Origin of the sequence: Sutterella sp. (assembly GCF_052272535.1) — a bacterium.
Taxonomy (GTDB): Bacteria; Pseudomonadota; Gammaproteobacteria; order Burkholderiales; family Burkholderiaceae_F; genus Sutterella.
In genome coordinates this window covers 1-18,826 of the sequence record NZ_DAVZJY010000022.1, presented here as the reverse complement: position 1 = coordinate 18,826, position 18,826 = coordinate 1, and the positions used below count along the sequence as shown (strand labels likewise).

Below are 18,826 nucleotides of genomic sequence, written 5' to 3'. Positions count from 1 at the left end.
CCGCGAGGCTCAGCGAATCAAGAAGCTCCGGCCTTCAGGCCGGAGAGTGATCACGGAGAGAAGTCATGACAACGCCCGAACCCCACAGTCCCCGTCTGACGCGCCGCGCGCTCGCCGCCGCGGCCTGCGCCGCCGCTTTGACCGGTGCGGCCCTGCCCGCCGCGGCGATGCCGAAGGTGGCCGAGGCCGGCCTCGTGATGAACGTCGCGGGCGAGGCGTCGCGGACGCTTCCCAACGACGAGGCGCAGCTCACCTTCTCCGTCGAGGAGCGCAACGCCGACTCCGCGGCCGCCTCCAACAAGGTCGTGAAGGCGGGCAACGCCGCGCTCGAAGCGCTCAAGGTCTTCGGCGACAAGGTGGACGTGAAGACCACGGACTTCTCGACCTGGCCGGTGATGACGCGCGCCAAGGAGGGCGAGACCTCCGTGATCGGCGCGTGGGCGGCCAAGCAGTCGATCCGCGTCACGGTGAAGGACGTCGCGCTCGCCTCCAAGGTGATGCAGGCCGCGGGCGGCACGATGACCTTCGACGGCGTCGCCTTCTCGGTGTCGCGCGCCGTGAGGCAGCGCGCGAACGACGAACTCCTCGCCGAGGCGATCAAGAACGCGGCCGACCGCGCGGTGATCGCGGCGAAGGCCCTCGGGCTCGGTGAAAAGAACGTGCGCATCGAGGCGATCGAAAGTTCAGGGTCGTCGGGACCCGCGCCCCGCTACTACGCGCAGCCGCAGGTGCTGATGGCCCGCTCCGCGCATGTGGACGACGCGCCCGAGGTGAGCTCCGGCACGGCCGACCTCACGCTCGCGGTGACGCTCACCGTGCGCATCATGCAGTGAAGTTCCGAAGATGGTGCGCTTTGAAGTCGATGGCGGCGTGGACCCGCTCCTGCGCGTGACGCTCGAGCAGGGCGACTCGATTGCGACCGAGTCGAACGCCATGGTGGCGATGGACGCGTCCTTGTCGCTCAAGGGCCGCACGCGGGGCGGAATTTTCACCTCCCTCGCGCGGAAGTTTCTGAACGACGAGACGTTCTTCCAGCAGTGGATCGAGGCGGAGGACGGACCTGGGTCGGTGCTTCTCGCGCCTACGTTCCCCGGAGACGTGCGGATTCTCGCCTTGGAAGGCCGTGAATGGATGATCGCCGACGGGTGCTACCTCGCCTCGACGCCGGAGGTTGACGTCACGGCGAAGATGCAGGGCGTCGGCCGGGCGCTTCTCGCGGATTCGGGCGGGTTCTTCATCATGAAGGCCTCGGGCCGCGGGGAGCTCGCGGTCTCGGGCTTCGGCTCGGTGCGCGAAATGGAGGTGCGCCCGGACCGACCCGTTCTCGTGGACAACGGGCACCTCGTCGCCTGGAACGCCGCGTTGGATTACGAAATCACGTTGAAGACCGGCCGCTCGAGCCTCCTTGGGCGGGTCGTGCAGAGCCAGCTCACGGGCGAAGGGTTCGTCCTCAAGTTCTCGGGCGCGGGGCGCGTGCTGGTGAGTTCGCGCAACCAGGGCGGCTTTATCGATTGGATCTTCTCGCGCAGGCCGCGCGACAAGGCCGAGAAGGAGCGCGGATAGCAGCGCGACGCAGGAGGAGGGAGGCGAAGGCCGGAGAAAGGCGGGTGCGGGGACGCCCGCCCGATATAAATCCCCACGCCGGGAGCCTGAGCGCGCGGCCCCGCGCCCGCTACAATGAGCCGTTTGTGAATTCATCCATCCTCAAACAGAGGTTTCCGTCTTGAACGCCCGCGTCTACCCGCATCCCATCATCGCCCGCGAGGGCTGGCCGATTCTCTTCGGCGCCTTCGTGGTCTTCCTCGTCTGCTTCTACTTCGATCTCGGCATCGTCACCTTCCTCGCCTTCGCGTTCTTCGTCTTCGCGCTGCAGTTCTTCCGCGATCCCGCGCGCGAAGCGCCCGAAGACCCCCGCGCGGTCGTGAGCCCCGTGGACGGGCGTGTCTGCAAGGTCGAGAAGACGGTCAACCCGGAAACGGGCGAGAACTGCGTGAAGATCTCGATCTTCATGAACGTCTTCAACGTGCACAGCCAGAAGTCGCCCGTTGAGGGCGTCGTGGAGAAGGTCACCTACACGCCGGGGCTCTTCGTCAACGCCGACCTCGACAAGGCCTCGACCGAAAACGAGCGCAACGCCGTCACGGTGCGCATGGCCGACGGCCGCCGCGTCACCTTCATCCAGGTCGCCGGCCTCGTCGCACGCCGCATCATCTGCTACGCCGTGATCGGCCAGAAGCTCGAGCGCGGCGAGCGCTACGGCTTCATCCGCTTCGGCTCGCGCGTGGACGTCTACCTCCCGCCCGAGGCGGAGGTGCTCGCCGGCATCGGCGACAAGGTGACGGGCGTGCTTACGCCGATCGCGCGCCTCTGACGCCCTTCCGAGCGCCTTGAACGCAGAAACGCCGCAGACCGGGAATTCCCCACTGCGGCGTTTTTCTTTGCGGGCCGCACCCTCGGGGCGGGTGCGCGCCGCAGACTCATTTGTTGACGACTTTGCGGTTGAAGACGAGGAGTTCGTCGTGCGCGGCGCCCGAGAGCTCCTGGTGGGGTGCGAGCGTGGTCTTCGGATTTTCTCTGGCGATCTGCGCGGCCTCGATCTGCTGCTCGAGCCGGGCTGCGGTCTTCACGGGTGCGCCGTCGTCGGGCGCGACCATGGACTTTCTCGTCGAGAGAATCGAACTGCGGCGCATCGCGAGCCACCCGTCGAGAAGGAGTGAATCCTCGATCACGGCGGTGATGGTCCACGCGGGGCGGCCCTCTGCGGCGGGAGAGGACGAAACGATCGTCTGCGAGGCGTTGAAGGGCGTTTCGGAGAGGTTCTTCACGAGGACCGGGTCGTCGGTGACGATCTCGAGCTTCACGGAGCGCCCCACGGCGTAGTTGAAGGGCGCGGCGTTCGTGTAGGCGTCGAGGTCGAACCCTTCGGGGCGCTCGAACCTGGTGTCGAGCATGTGCGCCGTCTCGATGCGGTGCAGCGCGAGGTGGCGGTAGTTGTCGTACTTCTCGAACTGGCAGACGAGGTACGTGCGCACGTCCTGCTGCACGAGCCCGAGGGGCTTCACGTTCGCTTCGACGGTGTGGTCGCGGGCGTTGTTGTAGCGCACGAAGAGGAGCCGGTCGTGCAGCAGCGCCTCGGTGACGGCCTCGAAGACCGTGTCGCGGATCGTGGGCGGCAGGAAGGGAAGCGCGGGGCTCACGACCTTCATCTTCCTCAGCCACGAGGCCGTGGGTGAGGCGTCGGCGGCGTTGCGCGCGTCGGCGAAGAGGGGCTTCAGGCCCGAGAGGATCGTCGAGGGCAGCAGCATGTGCAGGTACTGGTCGCAGAGCCGCAGGAGCAGCGTCTCCTGCGACCCGAGGAGCGGCAGGTGCAGCCCTCGTCCCGAGGTGTTCCACCGGAAGCCGTAGGGCTTTCTCGACATGTTCGCGACGATCGGGAAGACGTGCGGATTCTCGCGGATCGTCTTCAGGTAGCGCTGCAGCGTGCGGCGGCGGATGTCGATGCCGTCGGCCGCGAGCTTCTGCTGGATCTCCGACCCCGTCACCCAACGCTTGAGGGGGATGCATTCGAGGATGCGCACCATCGTGATCACTTCCTCGAACATGAAGCTGTTGAGCTGGTCTTTCCTGGGCATTGCGGTCTTGGGATGAGGGTGAGGTGGAGGGGCGGCCGACCGCGGGACGGCCGGCACGGGCGAGCGTTTCTGAGGCGCGCCCGGAGCGCCGCTCTCATCAGCGAAGGGGCCGCCCCTTCAGGAAGAGACGGCCCGGTCGAGAGGAGGAATGGCGGCGTCGGACGTCAGTGCTTGGCCGCTTCGTCGGTCGCGGCGGCTTCGGCCTCTTCGGCTTCGCGCTGTGCGGCGAGGTCGGCCTGAATCGGATTCGGGCGGCCGCGCCACCAGCACCAGAACTCATAGACGAAGCCCGAGAGCGCGTAGATGCAGAAGAGGATGAAGATCGAGAGCGAGGTGTTGCTCGAGATCACGATGAAGAGGAGCGCGCAGACGACGATCACCCAGAAGGGGACGGTGCGCACGACGGCGTAGCACTTCCCGGAGAAGAAGGGGGCGTTGGAGACCATCGTGAGGCCCGCGTAGAGAGTGACGACGAGCGCAATCGTGCTCTGGTAGGGAAGGAGCCAGTCGGGGAGGTGGTTCTCAACGGCGAGCCACACAAAGCCGCAGACGAGCGCGGCGGCGGCCGGCGACGGGAGCCCCTGGAAGTAGTTCTTGCTCACCACGCCCACGTTGCAGTTGAAGCGGGCGAGGCGCAGGAGCGCGCAGAGCGCGTAGATGAAGGCGGTCGCCCAGCCGAGCTTGCCGAGCTCAACCAAGGAGAACTCATAGACGATCAGCGCCGGGGCGACGCCGAAGCTCACCGCGTCGGCGAGACTGTCCATCTGCACGCCGAATTCGGACTGCGTATGCGTGAGGCGCGCCACGCGCCCGTCCATGCCGTCAAAGAGCATGGAGAAGAAGACGGCGATGGCGGCGGCGGAGAAGTCTCCGTTCATCGCCTGGATGATGCCGTAGAAGGCGGCGAAGAGCGCGGCGCCCGTAAAGGCGTTGGGGAGTACGTAGATGCTCTTGGACCTCACCGCCTGAAGACGGCGCTGGCCGATGGAGGCGAGGCTTTCGCGGCGCGGCGGATTGTTCGGTGTCATTGTTTCTCTGAAGGGTGTCTGAACGAGGACGGAGGGGGGCGCAGTGGCGGGGACGAGGGAACGAGGGCTCCGGCGCCGACCGGCCACGCCATTGTAATGACTGGCCGCGCGGCGTCATAGGAACATTTGTCGCCGCAGGTTTCCGAGGGCGGGACGCGCCCGTCAGGACTTTGCCGCGCCGTCTACGCGCAGGTGGTAGGTGCGCGTGAGGCTGCGCTGAATGCGGTACTCCACGGGCTTGCCGCCGTAGGAGCAGGCGACGCGCCGGCCGATCAGCACCGCCGTCGGCACGGGGAGGTCGTGGCGGCGGCAGAGCGCGGGGTCGAGCACCTCGGCCTTGATCTGCTCGCGCGACCCCGTGACGGTGACGCCGCAGGCGGCCTGAAGGAACCCGTACCAGGTGGACTCCTCGTGCCGGGCGACGTTTTCGGGCGTGAGCGCGGCGAACTTCGGGTCGTTGAGCCAGGATTCATCGAAGCTCACGACGGCGTCGCCCGCGTAGTGCACGCGCGAGACGTGGAGGATCTCTTCGTCGCCGTCGATTTCGAGCGCCTCGGCCGCCGCGGGGGTCGGCCGGACGCGCTCGAAGAGCGCGAGCTCGGTGTGGGTCGGGAGCTTTTGTCCGGCATCGTCGGGCTCGAGCCGGATGTAGCGCTCGTAGACGAGGTTGGTGTTGTACTTGAACTCTGCGACGAAGGTTCCGCGGCCCTGCCGGCGGATGAGCACGCCCTGGTCGGTGAGAAGCTTGAGGGCGCGCCGCACGGTGCCCTGCGCGACGCCGAGGCTGCGCGCGAGCTCGACTTCATTGGGGATCATTTCGCCCACCTTCCACACGTTGGTTTCTATCAAGTGCGTGAAGTGGCGGGCGGCCTGCTCGAAGAGCGTTTCCCGGCGGGGAAGGCCGAAGGGGGAGTCGGGCTGACGGGGCATGGCGGTGAGGGGAGTGGCGAGGGAAAGGCAACACCGGAAAAGTATCGCCCAAGGAGATGCCGCGCGCCATATAGAGAGAGTCCAAAGCCGCCCTGGCCGAAGAGCGTCCGGGCGGCTTTGAGAATGATGAGGGGCGATGCGCCCTCGGACCTCCAGCGCTTTCGGGAAGGGTCACGCCTTCACGCCGTTCCTGCGGCAGAGGAACTCCGTGAACATGTCGAAGGCCTCGGGCAGGCTCTGCTCGTCCTGAATCGCGAAATCGCCCTTGTGGTGGCCGTTCTGGTTGCAGCCGAAGAGGAAGAACCCGGCCTTGCCGCCGTGGGCGCGCACGCGGCTGATGAGAAGCGTGCAGTCTTCGCTCCCCGAAATGTGGTCGTTGCGGATCACGCTCTTGATGTAGGGGATTCTGCGGGCGATGTCGGTGAGCTCGTCCGTGACCTCCTGGTCGGCCGTGAGCACCGTTGCCTCGCCCACCTTCTCGAACGAGGACTTGACGTCGTAGGAGAGTGCGTTGCCCTTCACGATGCGCTCGACGTAGTCGACCATGTAGCGGTTCACCTCTTCGGTCGAGCCGCGGGTCTCGATCTGCAGCATCGCGTGCGCGGGCACCACGTTGCGGCCTTCGCCCGCGTCGATGCGTCCGATGGAGATGCGCGTGTCGCCTCGACTCGAGCGCGGAATGCCCGCGAGCATCGTCGCCGTGGAGCAGGCCGCGAGGAGCGCGCTGCGGCCCTTTTCCGGATTGGCGCCGGCATGGGCCGGCGTGCCCTCGAAGCGCACGTCGATCTTCGTCGTGGCGAGGAACCCCGAGTGGCAGATGCCGATTTCGTTGAGCGGACACCCCGAGCCGATGTGCGCGCAGACAATGTAGTCCACGTCGTCGAGAATGCCGCTCTCGGCGAGCGGACGTGCACCCCGCGTGCCTTCTTCGGCCGGCTGGAAGATGAGCTTGATCGTGCCGCAGAGTTGGTCGGCATGGTCCTTCACCCAGTGCGCGACGCCGAGACCGACCGACAGGTGCCCGTCGTGGCCGCAGGCGTGCATCAGGCCCGGGCGCTCGGAGGCGTAGCCGCCCACGTTCGCCTCATGGCCGGGGGCGTCCGTTTCCTGCACGAGCACGCAGTCGAGGTCGTAGCGGAAGGCCGTGACGGGGCCCGGGCGCCCCGTCCTCCAGATGCCCACGGCGCCCGTGTAGCCGCCGAGGCGCTCGAGCAGCGCCTCCGGAACGCCCTGCGCACGGGCGCGCTTCTGCGCCTGCTCCACCTTCTTCGGGTCGCGGCCCATCACGAAATCCGGGTTGATCACCTCCCGGCCGCAGAGCACTTCGAAGCCGAGCGCCTGCAGGTGCTCGACCACCCAGGCGGTCGTTTCGAATTCGGTCCAGCCCTCTTCGGGGCGCTTGTGGATGTGCCGGCGGCTCGCCGTCATTTCGTTGCGGTAGAGGTCGTTGCAGTGCATTTTTGGATTCTCCATGAATTGCCGGAAGAATTGCAGTCATTCAATCCGGCTTCTTGATGGAAATAAATTTAAGTGGCGGAGCGCGTTCGGCGCAATTCTGAATGCGTACTGCAGGATCTTTCAAATTACACAGCAAAAACAAGTGAATGCGTGAGTCCGATATCGGACGTCCATTATCGAATTCGGAGGTTCTGCGTATTTGGGGAAAAGGCGTCGGAATCGATAATTCAGACCGTCAAAAAAATTTCGACCCTGGAGAATCCATGACCGCCAACGGACCCCGCACCCACGGCTTCGGCCTTCGCGAGAGGTGCCTCCTCTTTTTCTGCCTCATCAACTTCACGACGGGCGCGCTCTACGTGTGGAGCATCTTCGCCGCGGCGCTCGCGGGGAGGCTCTCGACCCTCGCGGGTGCGGCGGTGACGCCGGGCGAGCTCGCGCCGGTCTTCGGCGTGGCGAGCGCCATGACGCCCTTCATGATGATTGCGGGCGGCTTCGTCAACGACCGCTTCGGTCCGAAGCCGGTGATCAGCGCCGGCGGTCTTCTGATCGGCCTCGGCTACTGGGGCGCCTGCGCCGCGGGCGACGTCGCCGGGCTGATGCTCTCCTACGGGCTGTTGGTGGGCGTCGGCACCGGGCTCGTGAACGGCTGCACGATCAACACGGCCGTGAAGTTCTTCCCCGACCGCCGCGGCTTCGCGGGCGGCCTCGTGACGGCAAGCCTCGGGCTCGGCGCCGCGGCGCTGCCCTTCGCCGCGAAGGCCGCGATCGAGCTTCTCGGCATCGACGGCGCCCTCGTGCTTTTCGGGCTCGTCTCCGCGGCGGTCATCACGCCGCTCGGGCTTCTCACGAAGAAGCCCGCCGCCGAAGGCATGGAGGCCCGCGCCGCCGCGGGCGGCGCCGTCCCGCGCCCGAGCGCCACGCCCCGCGAGATGATCGCCTCGCCCGTCTTCATTCCGCTCGCGCTCCTCTTCATGACCGCCGCCTCGATGGGCCTCATGCTCATTTCGAGCGCCTCCTCGATCGGCATGAGCCAGGTGGGGCTTGATGCGGCCGCCGCCGCGGGTGCGCTCTCCGTGCTCTCGCTCGCCAACACCGCGGGACGCTTCGTTTCGGGCGTCGCCTCCGACCGCTTCGGGCGGCTCCCCACCCTCACGGCGATGCTCGTCGTCGCCCTGGCGGGCCTCGCCGCGCTCTGGACGGCGGGCAGGGGCGACGCACTCCTCTTCTTCGTCGGCCTCGCCGGCGTCGGCCTCTGTTTCGGCTCCTTCATCGGCGTCTATCCGGGGCTCGTCGCCGACGAGTTCGGTCCGAAGCACAACAGCGTCAACTTCTCGATCCTGATGCTCGGCTATTCCGTGGGCGGCATCGCGGGCACCTGGCTCATCAAGGCGACGGCCGCTTCGGGGAGCTTCTCCGGGGCGTACCTCACCGCGATGGCGTTCGCCGCAGCCGGCATCGGCTTTGCCTTCATGACCCACAGACGTGCGGGCGCTCCCGCGGCCGCCTCCTGCTGACGCCCCCGACCTTTTCCTTCGACCTCAACCTGCTTCCTCAACCGGGAGACTAAAAATGAACTTTCAACTCGCCATGGCGCTGGTGATCGTCCTCGGCGCGATCTACTGCCTCGCCAAAAGGTACGAAGCCCGACTCGTCCTCATCACGGCCGGCCTGCTGATGGCCGCACTGTCGCTCTCGCCGATGACGGCCTTTCAGCAGTTTGACAAGTCGATGACGAACGCCTCGCTCATCATCGCGATCTGCTCGGCGATGGGCTTCGCGGGCGTCGTTTCGCTCACGAAGTGCGACGTGCACCTCGTGCTGCTCCTCACGCGTCCGCTCGGGCGCCTCGGCGTGCTGCTCCTTCCCGCGGGCATGCTCGTCACGAGCCTCTGCGCGGTGGCTATTCCCTCGACGGCGGGGCTCTGTGCCGCGATCGCGCCGACCCTCATCCCGATTCTCGTGCGCGCCGGCTTCAAGCCCGCGATCGCCGCGGCCGCGGTCGTCTGCAGCACGACCCCGGCGCTCTACAACCCGGGCGTCGCGCACAACGTCTTCGTCGCGAAGATCGCCGGTATCGGCGTGATGGACTTGATCGGCCTCTTCTCGGTGAAGCTCCTCGTCTTCTCGCTCCTCGTGATCGTCGGCATCACCCTCGTGTGCCTCATCTACCGCGACTACAAGAAGCCCGAGGCGGGCGCCGCTGCCGAAGCGGGCGAGTTGAAGGCCTCGAACCTTCCCGAGCGCGTCAACGTGCTCTACGCCGTGGCGCCCCTCGTTCCCGTCGCGCTTCTCATCTACGTGAGCCTCTGCACCTCGATGAAGATGAGCGTCGCCACGGCGATGCTGATCGGCACGATCTATGCGCTCGCCGTCACGCGCTCCAATCCCGCTGAAGTTACGAAGCGCTTCTTCAACGACATGGGCAAGGGCTACGCCAACATCCTCGGCATCATCATCGCCGCGGGCGTCTTCGCCGCCGGCCTGCGCGCCGCGGGCGTGATCGATCTCCTCATCAACTGGCTCACCTCCGCGAACGAATGGGCCCGCGTCGGCGGCTCCGTCGGCCCCTACCTGATGGGCGTGATCACCGGTTCGGGCGACGCGGCCGCCTTCGCCTTCAACGAGGCCGTGACGCCGCACGCCAAGCAGTTCGGCATGACGATCGAGTCGCTCGGCTACCTCGCCACGGTCGCCGGTTCCTTCGGGCGCCTCTCGAGCCCGCTCTGCGGCGGCCTGATCCTCGTCGCCGGCATCGCCGGCGTGAGCCCGATGGACATCGTGCGCCGCACCTTCCCGGTGATGCTCGTGATGCTCGTGCTCGCGTACTTCTTCATCTGATTCCCACCTCATCCCTCAACCCCAGCCGCCGGCCCCCGAGGCGGCCCTTCAGGAGACACACCATGACCGCACGCATGCTTCCCGCCGCTCTCGCCGCTACGGCGCTCTTCGCCGCCGCCGGCGCCCAGGCCGCCGACGTCCAGATCTACGGGCGCTTAGACACGGGCCTCGTCTACCAGAACTACTTCGGCGACTCGACCGCCGAGAACAGCTTCACGATGGCGTCGGGCGCCAACACCGCCACGCGCGTCGGCATCCAGGGCAAGGAGCGCATCTCGGAGGACCTCACCGTGGGCTTCCGCCTCGAGAACCGCTTCCTCTCTGACACGGGCGCCTTCCAGATCCACTCCAAGGGCCATGAAGGCCGCATATTCGGCGGCCAGTCCACGCTGACGCTCTCCGGGAAGTCCTGGGGGGAGGTCACCTTCGGCCGCGTCGCCGGGCAGAGCTCCGGTTCGGGTCCATACGACATGCAGTTCTACATGGACGCCTTCGGCGGCGGCACGGTGGGCACCGGCCTCTCGCCCGCCGTGAAGAGCGTGCGCTACGACAACATGCTCGTCTACCGCACGCCGATGATGGCGGGCCTGCAGGCGACCGCGCAGTACTCGCTCAAGACCGACGGCTACGACGAGGGCGACGAGTCCACCTCCGACGTGAACCGCTACTGGAGCGCGGGCGTGCGCTACAACCGCGGCGGCCTCAACCTCGTCGCGATCTACGAGGGCATCGCCTGGGGGCATGAAGTCCAGATCGACAACGGCGCGGACAAGGACCTCGCGCTCTTCACCTTGGGCGGCAGCTACAAATGGAGCGACCTCCAGGTCTACGCTCAGGCGCAGTACTTCGACGGTGCGAACGCCGTGGACAAGTTCTCCGCGAAGACCGCGACCAAAGACCGCACCGGCCACGTGAAGGGCTACGGCCTCTATGCGGGCGCACAGATCTGGTTCGGCCTCTCCTCGTGGCAGAACATGGTCTATTGGAAGGACTACACGCTCGAACCTGCCGCGGGCGCCTCCACGGACGGCTCGACCCTCGGCGCGGCGACGAAGTTCCTCTACCGTCCCTCGAAAACGGTTGAGATCTACGTGGGCGGCGGCGTCTCCGCCTGGGATCGCATTGAAGGGAGTGGCGTGAAGACCGACAAGACCTTCAACGCCTTCTCGGGCGTCACCAAGTACTTTTGATTCCGGCTTCGGTCGGAAGGGCGCCTCGCTCCGGGGGCACCCGTGAGAAAGTGGACGGAGTCGTCCCGCGGGGGGCGGCTCCGTTTTGCGCTCCGGCCTATTCCCTCAATCGGCCGCAGGCAATCGTCCGGTCCCGGGCGCCTCGAAAAGCTTCCGGGAAGTCTCGAAATGCGCCGCGGGCGGCCCTAGAATTCCTGCCGCAACGATTCACACTTCTTCGTAGAGGAGCAGGCTTCCATGTCCTTCGTCTTCGCGCCCCCGCCCCAGGCCGTCATTCCGGTTCAGGACGAGCGTTATGAATTCTTCCCCGTCAACCGCGTCTACGGCGCGGCCAAGAACTACGCCGCGGGCGACGCGGAGCGTGCGGCGAAGGCGGGCTTTCAGCCGCCGCTCTTTCTCAAGGCGGCCGACACGGTGACGCCCGTCGCCGACGGCGAAACCTACCGCTGGGCGATGCCCCCGCGCACGACGAAGATGATCCCCGAGCTCGAGCTCGTCGCCTGCCTCGGCAGGGGTGGGCGCAACCTCACGGTTGAGGAGGCCGAGAAGTGCATCTGGGGTTGGTGCGTGGGCTTTGACTTTACGCGCCGCCTCGCGCCCGAGGACCGCGCCGACGGCGGCCCCTGGGACCAGATGAAGACCTTGGACGGCGGCGCACCCGTCTCGCACGTGCGTCCGGCCTACCGCACGCCGCTTCCCGCTCCGACGGAGATCTACCTCTATCAGAACAACCAGAAGAAGCAGGGCGCGAGCACGAGCTTCATGATCGCCTCTCCCGCCGAGCTGATCGCCCTCATCTCGCGCTACTGGGAGGTCCGGCCGGGCGACCTCGTCTTCACGGGCGCGCCCGTGAACGTGCCCGAAGCGCACGTCGGCGACCAGTTCGAGGGTGGCGTCAACGGCGTCGGCAAGCTCAAGGTCGAGATCGTCGCGGGCGAATAGCCGCTCAGCTCTTCATCCAGCAGAACAAGAAAAGCTCCTGCAGCAACTTCCGCTGCGGGAGCTTTTTTTGCGATGCGGTTTCATCGGCAGCGCTTGATCGGGTGACGACACGGATCGGCGGGCGGTGATGTGCCCGAACGAGCAGAGTCACGGATGGCCGGAGATCCCTTTGAGACGCGACTTCCTCACGGAGGAGAACAAGCGCCGCATGACGCTGTTCGGCTAGGTGCCGGTCTACGCCGCGGCGGGCTGATCGCTCTCCGGCGTTGAGAACGGCGTCTGCACGGGCGCTCCGGACGACCTGCAGGCCTAATGGGCGGGCCGCGGCTGAGGCATTCCATTCGGGCATGAAAAAAGCTCCTGCATTCCGGTCGAGTGCAGGAGCTTTTCTTCAGGGCGGGCGGCCCGTTGAATGAACCGCCCGAAGGCGTGCGGCTTAGTCGCCCACCGTACCGTCGGAGTTGACCGACTCGCGGTTGGCGGCGAGCTTGCCGGCTTCGAGACCGGCGCCCGCCTCGCGGGCCTGATCGACGACCTCGGACTTGCCCTTGTTCTGGAAGACGCGCAGGGATCCGAGCACGCCGCCCATCAGCACGACGAAGCCGATCGTCATCGACATCGTGGGCATTTCACCGCGCCAGATGAGCGCGTAGACGACCGCGAAGACCGATTCGAACACAATGAGCTGGCCGCCCAGGGCCGCAGGCAGGAGCTGGCTCATGCGGTTCCAGCAGATCATCGCGACCCAGGAGCAGAGCAGGCCGATCATGAGCGCGACGCCCAGGAACTTCCACGGTGCCGGCCCCATCGTCGTGACGGCCGTGTCCATGAAGCCGAAGGGCCAGGCGAGGATGCCGAAGAGCGCAACAGCGAAGGGGAGCACCGTCACGCCCTGCAGGGCCGTCCAGGCGCCCGTCGAGTGCTGTGGGTGCTTGAGGAGCCACTCGGCGTTCATGATCGAGAACCACGTCCACGAGCAGACCGCGGCGAGGCCGAAGCCCACGCCGATCCAGTAGTCCATGCCGCCTTCGGCGGACATGGCGGCCGCGCGCTCAAACTCGGTGAGGTTCGCGACCACGAGACCGAGGAAGATCACCGCGAGGGGCGGGAGGATCTTGCTCCAGGCGACGGCCGACTCGGACCCGCGGTAGCGGATGTTCGAGCAGATGGCGACCAGAACCGGAATGACGGCCATGAACATGCCCGCCAAGGGCGCGCCCGCCATGCGGATGCAGATCGTGAGGAGGCAGTAGAAGAGCACGTTGCCGAAGAGCGGCAGCTTGAAGGACTCCCACACGTCGGCGCGGGAAAACATGCGCAGCTGCCGGCGGAAGACCACCAGGAAGGGCAGCGAAATGAGGCCGAAGGCGATGAAGCGCGAGAGCGCCACGAGCACGGGGTTGTACTCGGGCACCATCAGCGGGGCGATGTAGATGAGGCCCCAAAGGGCGCCGGCGGCAATGCCAAGGAGGACGCCGATCAACATGTTGGGCAACCTACCTTTCCTCTGTTTCAGGCGTCCGCCTTTCACCCGGACGTCCAATTCAACTTCGGCGCGATCCTTTTGAAGGGGGAGCTGCGTGGGATCGGCCGCGTGTGCGCCGCCGCGCGCTTCGCTCGCGGAGACGCTTCTCCGCGGCTGGTCATGAAGCCCGTGCCGGCCCGCCTTCAGGAAGTGCTGCGCCCGCATGAGGGAGCGGAGGCGCGCTTGAGGAAGGCGCATCGGGAGGGCTCGTCCGGCCGGTCGGAAGCCTTGGAAGGGGAGCTTCCCGGACGCGCTCAACTCCTCTCGCGCATCCACCGGACGGGCGCACCATCCTGATTAAACCCATGGTAACACTGCATTTGCCCTAAGCAAAGCGCTTTAAGGGTTATCGCTAGAGACGCGCAGCGAAGGGGAGATGTGAGGAGAAGGAACCTCTCGGGGAATACCCTTCGGCAGTTTGCAGCAACCGCCACATACGCATAAACGCGTATGTTTGTGCGGCGTGCGCGCGTGAGAGACCTTCGGTGGGGGGCCGAGCTCCGTTATTGGGCGGCCGAAACTGCGGTTTCTGCGGAGGCGGCGGGCGCGGAAGGCTTCGCCGCGGGCGGATTCTCTTCCTTTTCCTTCTCTTCGAGCTCGTCGGCGAGGAAGGAGACGGCCGCGGCGTAGAAGTAGCTGCGGTTGTAGCGCAGGATCGCGGCGAAGGATCCCGTGCCCATAAAGTAGTCCACGCCGCGCTCGTTGTTGGACTTCACCCAGGGAAGATCCACGAGGAGCGTGGGCTCGTCGTCATTGAGGGGCAGGGGCTCCATGGGTCTGACGCCCGCGCGGAGGAGTTCCCCCGCGGTCGTGTGGGTCTTGATGCCGCCCGAGCCCGTCGCGGCGAAGATCTCGGGCGTGGCGGCGACGCGGTAGAGCGGGCGCTCGCCCCGCACCCAGCCGTGCACGAGGAGGAAGTTCGCCACCGAGGCGATGCCGTCGGCGTCGTTGCCGACCACGTCGATGCGGCCGTCGCCGTCGCCGTCGCGGCCGTAGGCCTTGAGCGACGAAGGCATGAACTGCCCGAGCCCCATCGCGCCCGCGAAGGATCCGGTGACGGTGACGGGCTCGGTCTTCTCGAGCCAGCAGAATTCGAGGAAGTTCGCGAGCTCGGCGCGGTAGTACTTCGCGCGCCGCGTGTAGTCGAAGGAGAGCGTCATCAGGGCGTCGAGGACCCGGAAGCTGCCCATGTTGCGCCCGTAGATCGACTCGATCCCGATGATCGCCGCGACGGCGTAGCGCGAGACGCCCGTCTCGGCTTCGATGCGCTCGAACACGGCGCGGTTCTCCTCGAGAAACGCCGCGCCCCGCGAGATGCGCTCGCGGTCGACGAGGTTGCGCTCATAGAGGCGGAAGTTCTTTTCGGGCGTGGTCTTCTTGTTCGCGTTCGGCCGCGGCGTCGTGTACCGCTCCGAGAGGGGCGAGTAGCGCGCGACCCGCACCTCGGACTCGAGCCACTCGAAGGGAATGTTCCTTTGGGTTGAAAGTTCCTGCAGGAAGGCGCGCACGTCGGGGCGCTCGATGTAGTCCGAGGCCGACGGGCTCCCCTTCACGGAGTCGCTCGGCGGCACGGCCGGGGGCGGCGCCGGGGTCTTCGCCGGCTCCTTCACGGGTTCCTTCTCAGACGGCTGCTCCGCGGTCTTCTGCGGCTCGACGCGCTTGGGGGCGGCCGCCTCCGCGGGCGCCGCCGGTGTGCTCTGCGCGGCCGCTCCGGGAGCGGCTTCGGCACTCCGGCCCCCCTCGGGCGCTGCGCAGGCCGAGAGCGCAAGAAGCGCGATGAGGATCGGGGCGGAGCGGAGTCGGAGGGGGCGGGCCATGGACGGGTCCTGAGGACGGAGAAATCTGGAGACGCTCCTGATTCTAGCGGCCGCCTCCATGGTGCCGCCGCCCGCCCCCGGCCGAATTGTTCTATGAACCGACCGGAGGCCTCCGCCGCGCCCGGTTTCAAGCGGGAGCGGGCCCTGTGCTAGTCTCAACGGCAGACAGACCGATCACAACCTCCCTGACACTCATGCCCACCACCGACTGGCAGTCGCTTCCCACCGGGTACTTCACGCACCAACTCGTGAACCTCCCGAATCCTCTTGAAAACGCCCCGGAGTCGCCCGAACGGATCGAGGCGATCGAGACGCGCATGATGCTCGCGGGCCTCGACGAGCGCATCCGCCGCGTCGAATGCGGACCGGCGCCGCGCGAGGCGGTGCTGCTCGCGCACGACGAGGAGTACCTCGACGCGCTCGAGCGCGCGGGCGCCGGAGACAAGGAGGCGCTCGCGCGCTTCTCCGAACCCGACACGCGCGTGGGGCCGGACACCTACGACTGCGCGATGGCGAGCGCCGGAGCGGTCGTGCGCGCGGTTGACGCCGTTTTCGCGCGCACGGTGAAGAACGCCTTCTGCGCCGTGAGGCCCCCGGGACACCACGCCTCGCGCGCGCGGGCGAGCGGCTTCTGCTACCTCAACAACGCCGCCATCGGTGCGCTCTGGGCGCAGAAGCGCTACCGGCTCTCGCGCATCATGGTGCTCGACTTCGACGCGCACCACGGCGACGGCACGGAGGAGATCCTCGCGGGGCGGAGCGCCTTCCGCTTCCTCTCGCTCTTCCAGTGGCCGCTTTTTCCCCACCGGCGCATGGACCCGCAGCCCGCCAACGCCATCCTCTCGCCCCTCGAGGCCGGGGCGGACGGGGTGGAGCTGCGGCGCGTGGTCGAGGAGTCGTGGCTTCCCGAGATCGAACGCTTCCGGCCCGAACTCATGATCCTCTCGGCGGGGTTCGACGCCCACACCGAGGAGCGGATCGCACAGCTGAAGGCCGCCGAAATCGACTACGCGTGCCTCACGCGCCTTCTCGTCGAGGCGTCCTGGCGGCACTGCGAAGGGCGGCTCGTGAGCGTGCTCGAGGGCGGCTATGAACTCAGGAGTCTCGCGCGGAGCGTCTTCACGCACCTGCAGGGGCTCGTGCGGACGCCCGCCCTTTGAACCGTAAGGAGCATTGAGCGCAATGGACTCGAAGATTCTGATGCCGGGCGTGCGCCCGCGGGAGGTCTGGGCCTGGTCGGCCTTCGACTTCGCCAACTCGGGCTACACGACGGTGGTGCTCACGGCCGTCTTCAACGCCTACTTCGTCTCGGTCGTGGCGGGCGACGCCCCGTGGGCGACCTTCGCCTGGACGTGCATCATCGCCGCCTCGAACGCCGCGAGCCTCGTGCTGATGCCGGTGGTCGGGGCGGTCGCGGACGCCGCCGCGAAGAAGAAGCTCTGGCTCTTCGCCGCCACGGTCTGCGCCGTCGCGGGCACCGTCGGGCTCGCCTTCTGCGGCCCGGGCACGATTGCGCTCGCCGCCCTGATGGTGATCGTCTCCAACATCGGCTACAACGTGGGCGAGACCCTCAACTCTGCCTTCCTCCCCGAAATCGCCCGCCCCGAAGCCGTGGGCAAGGTCTCGGGCTGGGGGTGGTCCTTCGGCTACTGCGGCGGACTCGTGACCTTGGGCGCGTCGCTCGTGCTCGTCGAAGGGGGCGGCGCCCTCGGGCTCGACATGGACGCGCGGATCGCCGGGACGATGCTCGTCACGGCCGCGGTCTTCCTCCTCGCCTCGATCCCGATCTTCACGCTTCTGAAGGAGCGCGCAAAGCCTCGCGGCGGCGCCGCGCGAAGCTTTTCCGACCTCTGCCTCGAGAGCTTCCGCGAGACCCTGCGCACGGCGAAGAGCCTCGGCCAATATCGAGACTTCGCCTGGCTCTCGCTCTGCGGATTCCTTTACCAGTCCGGCATCGCCGTCGTGATCACGCTCTCGGCGGTCTACGCGGGCGAGGTGATGGGATTCACGACCACCGACACGCTGCTCCTCGTCTTCCTCGTCAACATTACCGCCGCCGCGGGCGCCTTCGGGTTTGGGTACCTCCAGGACCGGATCGGCCACAAGCGGGCGCTCGGCCTCACGCTCCTCGTCTGGGTCGCGATGATCGTCTGCGCGGCCTTCGCGACGACGCGTCCGGTCTTCTGGGTGGCGGCGAACCTCGCGGGTCTCGCGATGGGGTCTTCGCAGTCCGCGGGCCGCGCGATGGTGGCGCTCCTCTCGCCCGAGAGCCGCTCGGCGGAGTTCTTCAGCTTCTGGAACATGGCGCTCTGGACCGCGGCGATCGTGGGGCCGCTCGCCTACGGGTCGGTGACCTGGATCACCGGAAACGACCACCGGCTCGCGATCGGCGTCACGGGCCTCTTCTTCGTCGCGGCGCTCTGCGCCCTCACGCCCCTCAACCTCGAGCGCGGCATGCGCGCGGCGGGGCGCAGGGAGGAGAAGGCCGGAGCCTGAGGGCCCGCCCTCCGCCCAAACAAAACGCCCGCATCTTTTTCGAAGGTGCGGGCGTTTTTGCCGGATCGCGGCGGTCGACTACCGGGCGGGCTGGGCGCGTTCGGAATTCTTGTTGAGCTCGATGATGCGGCGCGTGTCGTTCGCGAGGTCCGTGATCTTGAGGGCGTCGTAGCTCTCGGCGATCAGCGCGAGGGCGTCGTCGCGCATCGGCGTGTTCTGGAATTCGCGCACGACGCGCTGCGCGCGGTCGATCGCGGCGACGTAGGCGTGGCGGTCGAAGTAGTACTGCGCGGTCTTGAGCTCATGCTCGGCCTGCGCGAGCACGAGTTCATGCATGCGGCGGCGGGCTTCCGGCGCGAAGCGGCTGTCGGGATAGCGCAGCGCGAGCTCCTTGAACGTGTCGAAGGCTTCGCGGGAGGCGTTCGCGTCGCGCTCGGCGAGGTCTTCGGCGGCGAGCTTGTTGAACCAGCTGTCGGTTTCGTTCAGGGTTGCGAGCGCCTTCAGGTACATCACGTAGTCGCTGTTGGCGTGCGTCGGGTAGGTGCGCAGGAACCGGTCGGCCGCCTGCACGGCGCCCGGCGCGTCGCCGTCCTTCCAGGTCGCGTAGATGAGCTCGATCTGCGCCTGCTGCGCGTACTGGCCGAAGGGGTAGCGGGCCTCGAGCTTCTGATAGTAGTCCTTCGCCTGAGTCCAGTTGCTATCATCCAGAGCTGACCTGGCTTCGGTGTAGAGCTTGTCGGCGCTCCAGTCGAGCGTCTGATCCTTGTCAAGGTTCTGCAGCCAGGAGCACGAAGCCGTGGCGAAGGTCACGGTAATGAGCGCGATGCCGCGCATCAGGAGCCTTTTGAAGGGAATGGCGGAATTCATGACACGAGAAGAGGTCGAATTGGACTGCGAGGATTATAACGGCGGGGATTTTGAAGACGACGAGGCGGAGGCTTTTGAAGAGGCCGCCGCCCCGGAGCCG

At 67.0% G+C, this 18,826-nt stretch carries 16 protein-coding genes; 9 read left to right on the top strand and 7 right to left on the bottom strand.

Annotation, left to right across the window (positions count from 1 at the left end):
• Window positions 1–65: 65 nt before the first annotated feature.
• From ACT6Y9_RS02605 to ACT6Y9_RS02595, 3 genes are all read left to right on the top strand, one after another.
• The gene (locus ACT6Y9_RS02605) at window positions 66–833 is read left to right on the top strand and encodes an SIMPL domain-containing protein (protein ID WP_443743407.1); all 768 of its coding nucleotides are present in this window, start codon (window positions 66–68) and stop codon (window positions 831–833) included.
• Window positions 834–843: 10 nt separating this feature from the next.
• On the top strand, window positions 844–1,563 hold the full coding sequence (locus ACT6Y9_RS02600; RefSeq protein ID WP_443743406.1) for a TIGR00266 family protein: 720 nt from the start codon (window positions 844–846) through the stop codon (window positions 1,561–1,563).
• 160 nt (window positions 1,564–1,723) lie between these two features.
• On the top strand, window positions 1,724–2,371 hold the full coding sequence (locus ACT6Y9_RS02595; RefSeq protein ID WP_443743405.1) for a phosphatidylserine decarboxylase: 648 nt from the start codon (window positions 1,724–1,726) through the stop codon (window positions 2,369–2,371).
• Between the two features lie 106 nt (window positions 2,372–2,477).
• On the opposite strand, the gene ACT6Y9_RS02590 is transcribed toward ACT6Y9_RS02595, so the two are convergent.
• The 4 genes from ACT6Y9_RS02590 to ACT6Y9_RS02575 all read right to left on the bottom strand — a co-directional run bounded on the left by ACT6Y9_RS02590 (window position 2,478) and on the right by ACT6Y9_RS02575 (window position 7,048).
• Complete coding sequence (locus ACT6Y9_RS02590) at window positions 2,478–3,632, bottom strand: helix-turn-helix transcriptional regulator (protein WP_443743404.1); 1,155 nt, start codon at window positions 3,630–3,632, stop codon at window positions 2,478–2,480.
• 164 nt (window positions 3,633–3,796) lie between these two features.
• Window positions 3,797–4,660, bottom strand: a complete 864-nt coding sequence (gene pssA, locus ACT6Y9_RS02585) for a CDP-diacylglycerol--serine O-phosphatidyltransferase (RefSeq protein WP_443743403.1) — start codon at window positions 4,658–4,660, stop codon at window positions 3,797–3,799.
• A 162-nt stretch (window positions 4,661–4,822) separates the two neighbouring features.
• Entirely contained in the window at window positions 4,823–5,590 is a 768-nt protein-coding gene (locus tag ACT6Y9_RS02580; protein ID WP_443743402.1) for a GntR family transcriptional regulator, read from the bottom strand.
• 171 nt (window positions 5,591–5,761) lie between these two features.
• Window positions 5,762–7,048 carry an amidohydrolase gene (locus ACT6Y9_RS02575; RefSeq protein ID WP_443743401.1) on the bottom strand — a complete coding sequence of 429 codons (1,287 nt, stop codon included), beginning with the start codon at window positions 7,046–7,048 and terminating at the stop codon, window positions 5,762–5,764.
• 263 nt (window positions 7,049–7,311) lie between these two features.
• Between ACT6Y9_RS02575 and ACT6Y9_RS02570 the strand changes: the two genes are divergently transcribed.
• From ACT6Y9_RS02570 to ACT6Y9_RS02555, 4 genes are all read left to right on the top strand, one after another.
• Window positions 7,312–8,565, top strand: coding sequence for an MFS transporter (locus tag ACT6Y9_RS02570; protein ID WP_443743400.1), 1,254 nt, complete (start codon window positions 7,312–7,314; stop codon window positions 8,563–8,565).
• A gap of 55 nt (window positions 8,566–8,620) precedes the next feature.
• Window positions 8,621–9,889 carry a C4-dicarboxylate transporter DcuC gene (gene dcuC / locus ACT6Y9_RS02565; protein ID WP_443743399.1) on the top strand — a complete coding sequence of 423 codons (1,269 nt, stop codon included), beginning with the start codon at window positions 8,621–8,623 and terminating at the stop codon, window positions 9,887–9,889.
• Between the two features lie 62 nt (window positions 9,890–9,951).
• On the top strand, window positions 9,952–11,079 hold the full coding sequence (locus ACT6Y9_RS02560; RefSeq protein ID WP_443743398.1) for a porin: 1,128 nt from the start codon (window positions 9,952–9,954) through the stop codon (window positions 11,077–11,079).
• Window positions 11,080–11,316: 237 nt separating this feature from the next.
• The gene (locus tag ACT6Y9_RS02555; RefSeq protein ID WP_295479662.1) at window positions 11,317–12,021 is read left to right on the top strand and encodes a fumarylacetoacetate hydrolase family protein; all 705 of its coding nucleotides are present in this window, start codon (window positions 11,317–11,319) and stop codon (window positions 12,019–12,021) included.
• Between the two features lie 436 nt (window positions 12,022–12,457).
• Here ACT6Y9_RS02555 and ACT6Y9_RS02550 read toward each other — a convergent pair whose 3' ends face one another.
• Both ACT6Y9_RS02550 and ACT6Y9_RS02545 read right to left on the bottom strand, forming a co-directional pair.
• Window positions 12,458–13,507: a DMT family transporter gene (locus tag ACT6Y9_RS02550; protein WP_443743397.1), complete on the bottom strand. Its 1,050-nt coding sequence runs from the start codon at window positions 13,505–13,507 to the stop codon at window positions 12,458–12,460.
• A 542-nt stretch (window positions 13,508–14,049) separates the two neighbouring features.
• Window positions 14,050–15,363, bottom strand: coding sequence for a lytic murein transglycosylase (locus ACT6Y9_RS02545; protein WP_443743396.1), 1,314 nt, complete (start codon window positions 15,361–15,363; stop codon window positions 14,050–14,052).
• Window positions 15,364–15,557: 194 nt separating this feature from the next.
• Here ACT6Y9_RS02545 and ACT6Y9_RS02540 point away from each other — a divergent pair, with 194 nt between their 5' ends.
• On the top strand, window positions 15,558–16,523 hold the full coding sequence (locus ACT6Y9_RS02540; RefSeq protein ID WP_295479668.1) for a histone deacetylase family protein: 966 nt from the start codon (window positions 15,558–15,560) through the stop codon (window positions 16,521–16,523).
• A 22-nt stretch (window positions 16,524–16,545) separates the two neighbouring features.
• Window positions 16,546–17,859, top strand: coding sequence for an MFS transporter (locus ACT6Y9_RS02535; RefSeq protein ID WP_443743395.1), 1,314 nt, complete (start codon window positions 16,546–16,548; stop codon window positions 17,857–17,859).
• 78 nt (window positions 17,860–17,937) lie between these two features.
• On the opposite strand, the gene ACT6Y9_RS02530 is transcribed toward ACT6Y9_RS02535, so the two are convergent.
• Window positions 17,938–18,693, bottom strand: a complete 756-nt coding sequence (locus ACT6Y9_RS02530) for an outer membrane protein assembly factor BamD (protein WP_443743408.1) — start codon at window positions 18,691–18,693, stop codon at window positions 17,938–17,940.
• Window positions 18,694–18,826 lie beyond the last annotated feature (133 nt).

Excerpts from the sequence above, each read along its gene's own strand:
- ACT6Y9_RS02555 (WP_295479662.1), top strand. The coding sequence starts at position 11,317 with ATGTCCTTCGTCTTCGCGCCCCCGCCCCAGGCCGTCATTCCGGTTCAG.
- ACT6Y9_RS02545 (WP_443743396.1), bottom strand. The coding sequence starts at position 15,363 with ATGGCCCGCCCCCTCCGACTCCGCTCCGCCCCGATCCTCATCGCGCTT.
- ACT6Y9_RS02605 (WP_443743407.1), top strand. The coding sequence starts at position 66 with ATGACAACGCCCGAACCCCACAGTCCCCGTCTGACGCGCCGCGCGCTC.
- ACT6Y9_RS02530 (WP_443743408.1), bottom strand. The coding sequence starts at position 18,693 with ATGCGCGGCATCGCGCTCATTACCGTGACCTTCGCCACGGCTTCGTGC.
- ACT6Y9_RS02560 (WP_443743398.1), top strand. The coding sequence starts at position 9,952 with ATGACCGCACGCATGCTTCCCGCCGCTCTCGCCGCTACGGCGCTCTTC.
- ACT6Y9_RS02535 (WP_443743395.1), top strand. The coding sequence starts at position 16,546 with ATGGACTCGAAGATTCTGATGCCGGGCGTGCGCCCGCGGGAGGTCTGG.
- ACT6Y9_RS02590 (WP_443743404.1), bottom strand. The coding sequence starts at position 3,632 with ATGCCCAGGAAAGACCAGCTCAACAGCTTCATGTTCGAGGAAGTGATC.
- ACT6Y9_RS02570 (WP_443743400.1), top strand. The coding sequence starts at position 7,312 with ATGACCGCCAACGGACCCCGCACCCACGGCTTCGGCCTTCGCGAGAGG.
- ACT6Y9_RS02550 (WP_443743397.1), bottom strand. The coding sequence starts at position 13,507 with ATGTTGATCGGCGTCCTCCTTGGCATTGCCGCCGGCGCCCTTTGGGGC.
- pssA (WP_443743403.1), bottom strand. The coding sequence starts at position 4,660 with ATGACACCGAACAATCCGCCGCGCCGCGAAAGCCTCGCCTCCATCGGC.
- ACT6Y9_RS02575 (WP_443743401.1), bottom strand. The coding sequence starts at position 7,048 with ATGCACTGCAACGACCTCTACCGCAACGAAATGACGGCGAGCCGCCGG.
- ACT6Y9_RS02600 (WP_443743406.1), top strand. The coding sequence starts at position 844 with ATGGTGCGCTTTGAAGTCGATGGCGGCGTGGACCCGCTCCTGCGCGTG.
- ACT6Y9_RS02540 (WP_295479668.1), top strand. The coding sequence starts at position 15,558 with ATGCCCACCACCGACTGGCAGTCGCTTCCCACCGGGTACTTCACGCAC.
- dcuC (WP_443743399.1), top strand. The coding sequence starts at position 8,621 with ATGAACTTTCAACTCGCCATGGCGCTGGTGATCGTCCTCGGCGCGATC.
- ACT6Y9_RS02580 (WP_443743402.1), bottom strand. The coding sequence starts at position 5,590 with ATGCCCCGTCAGCCCGACTCCCCCTTCGGCCTTCCCCGCCGGGAAACG.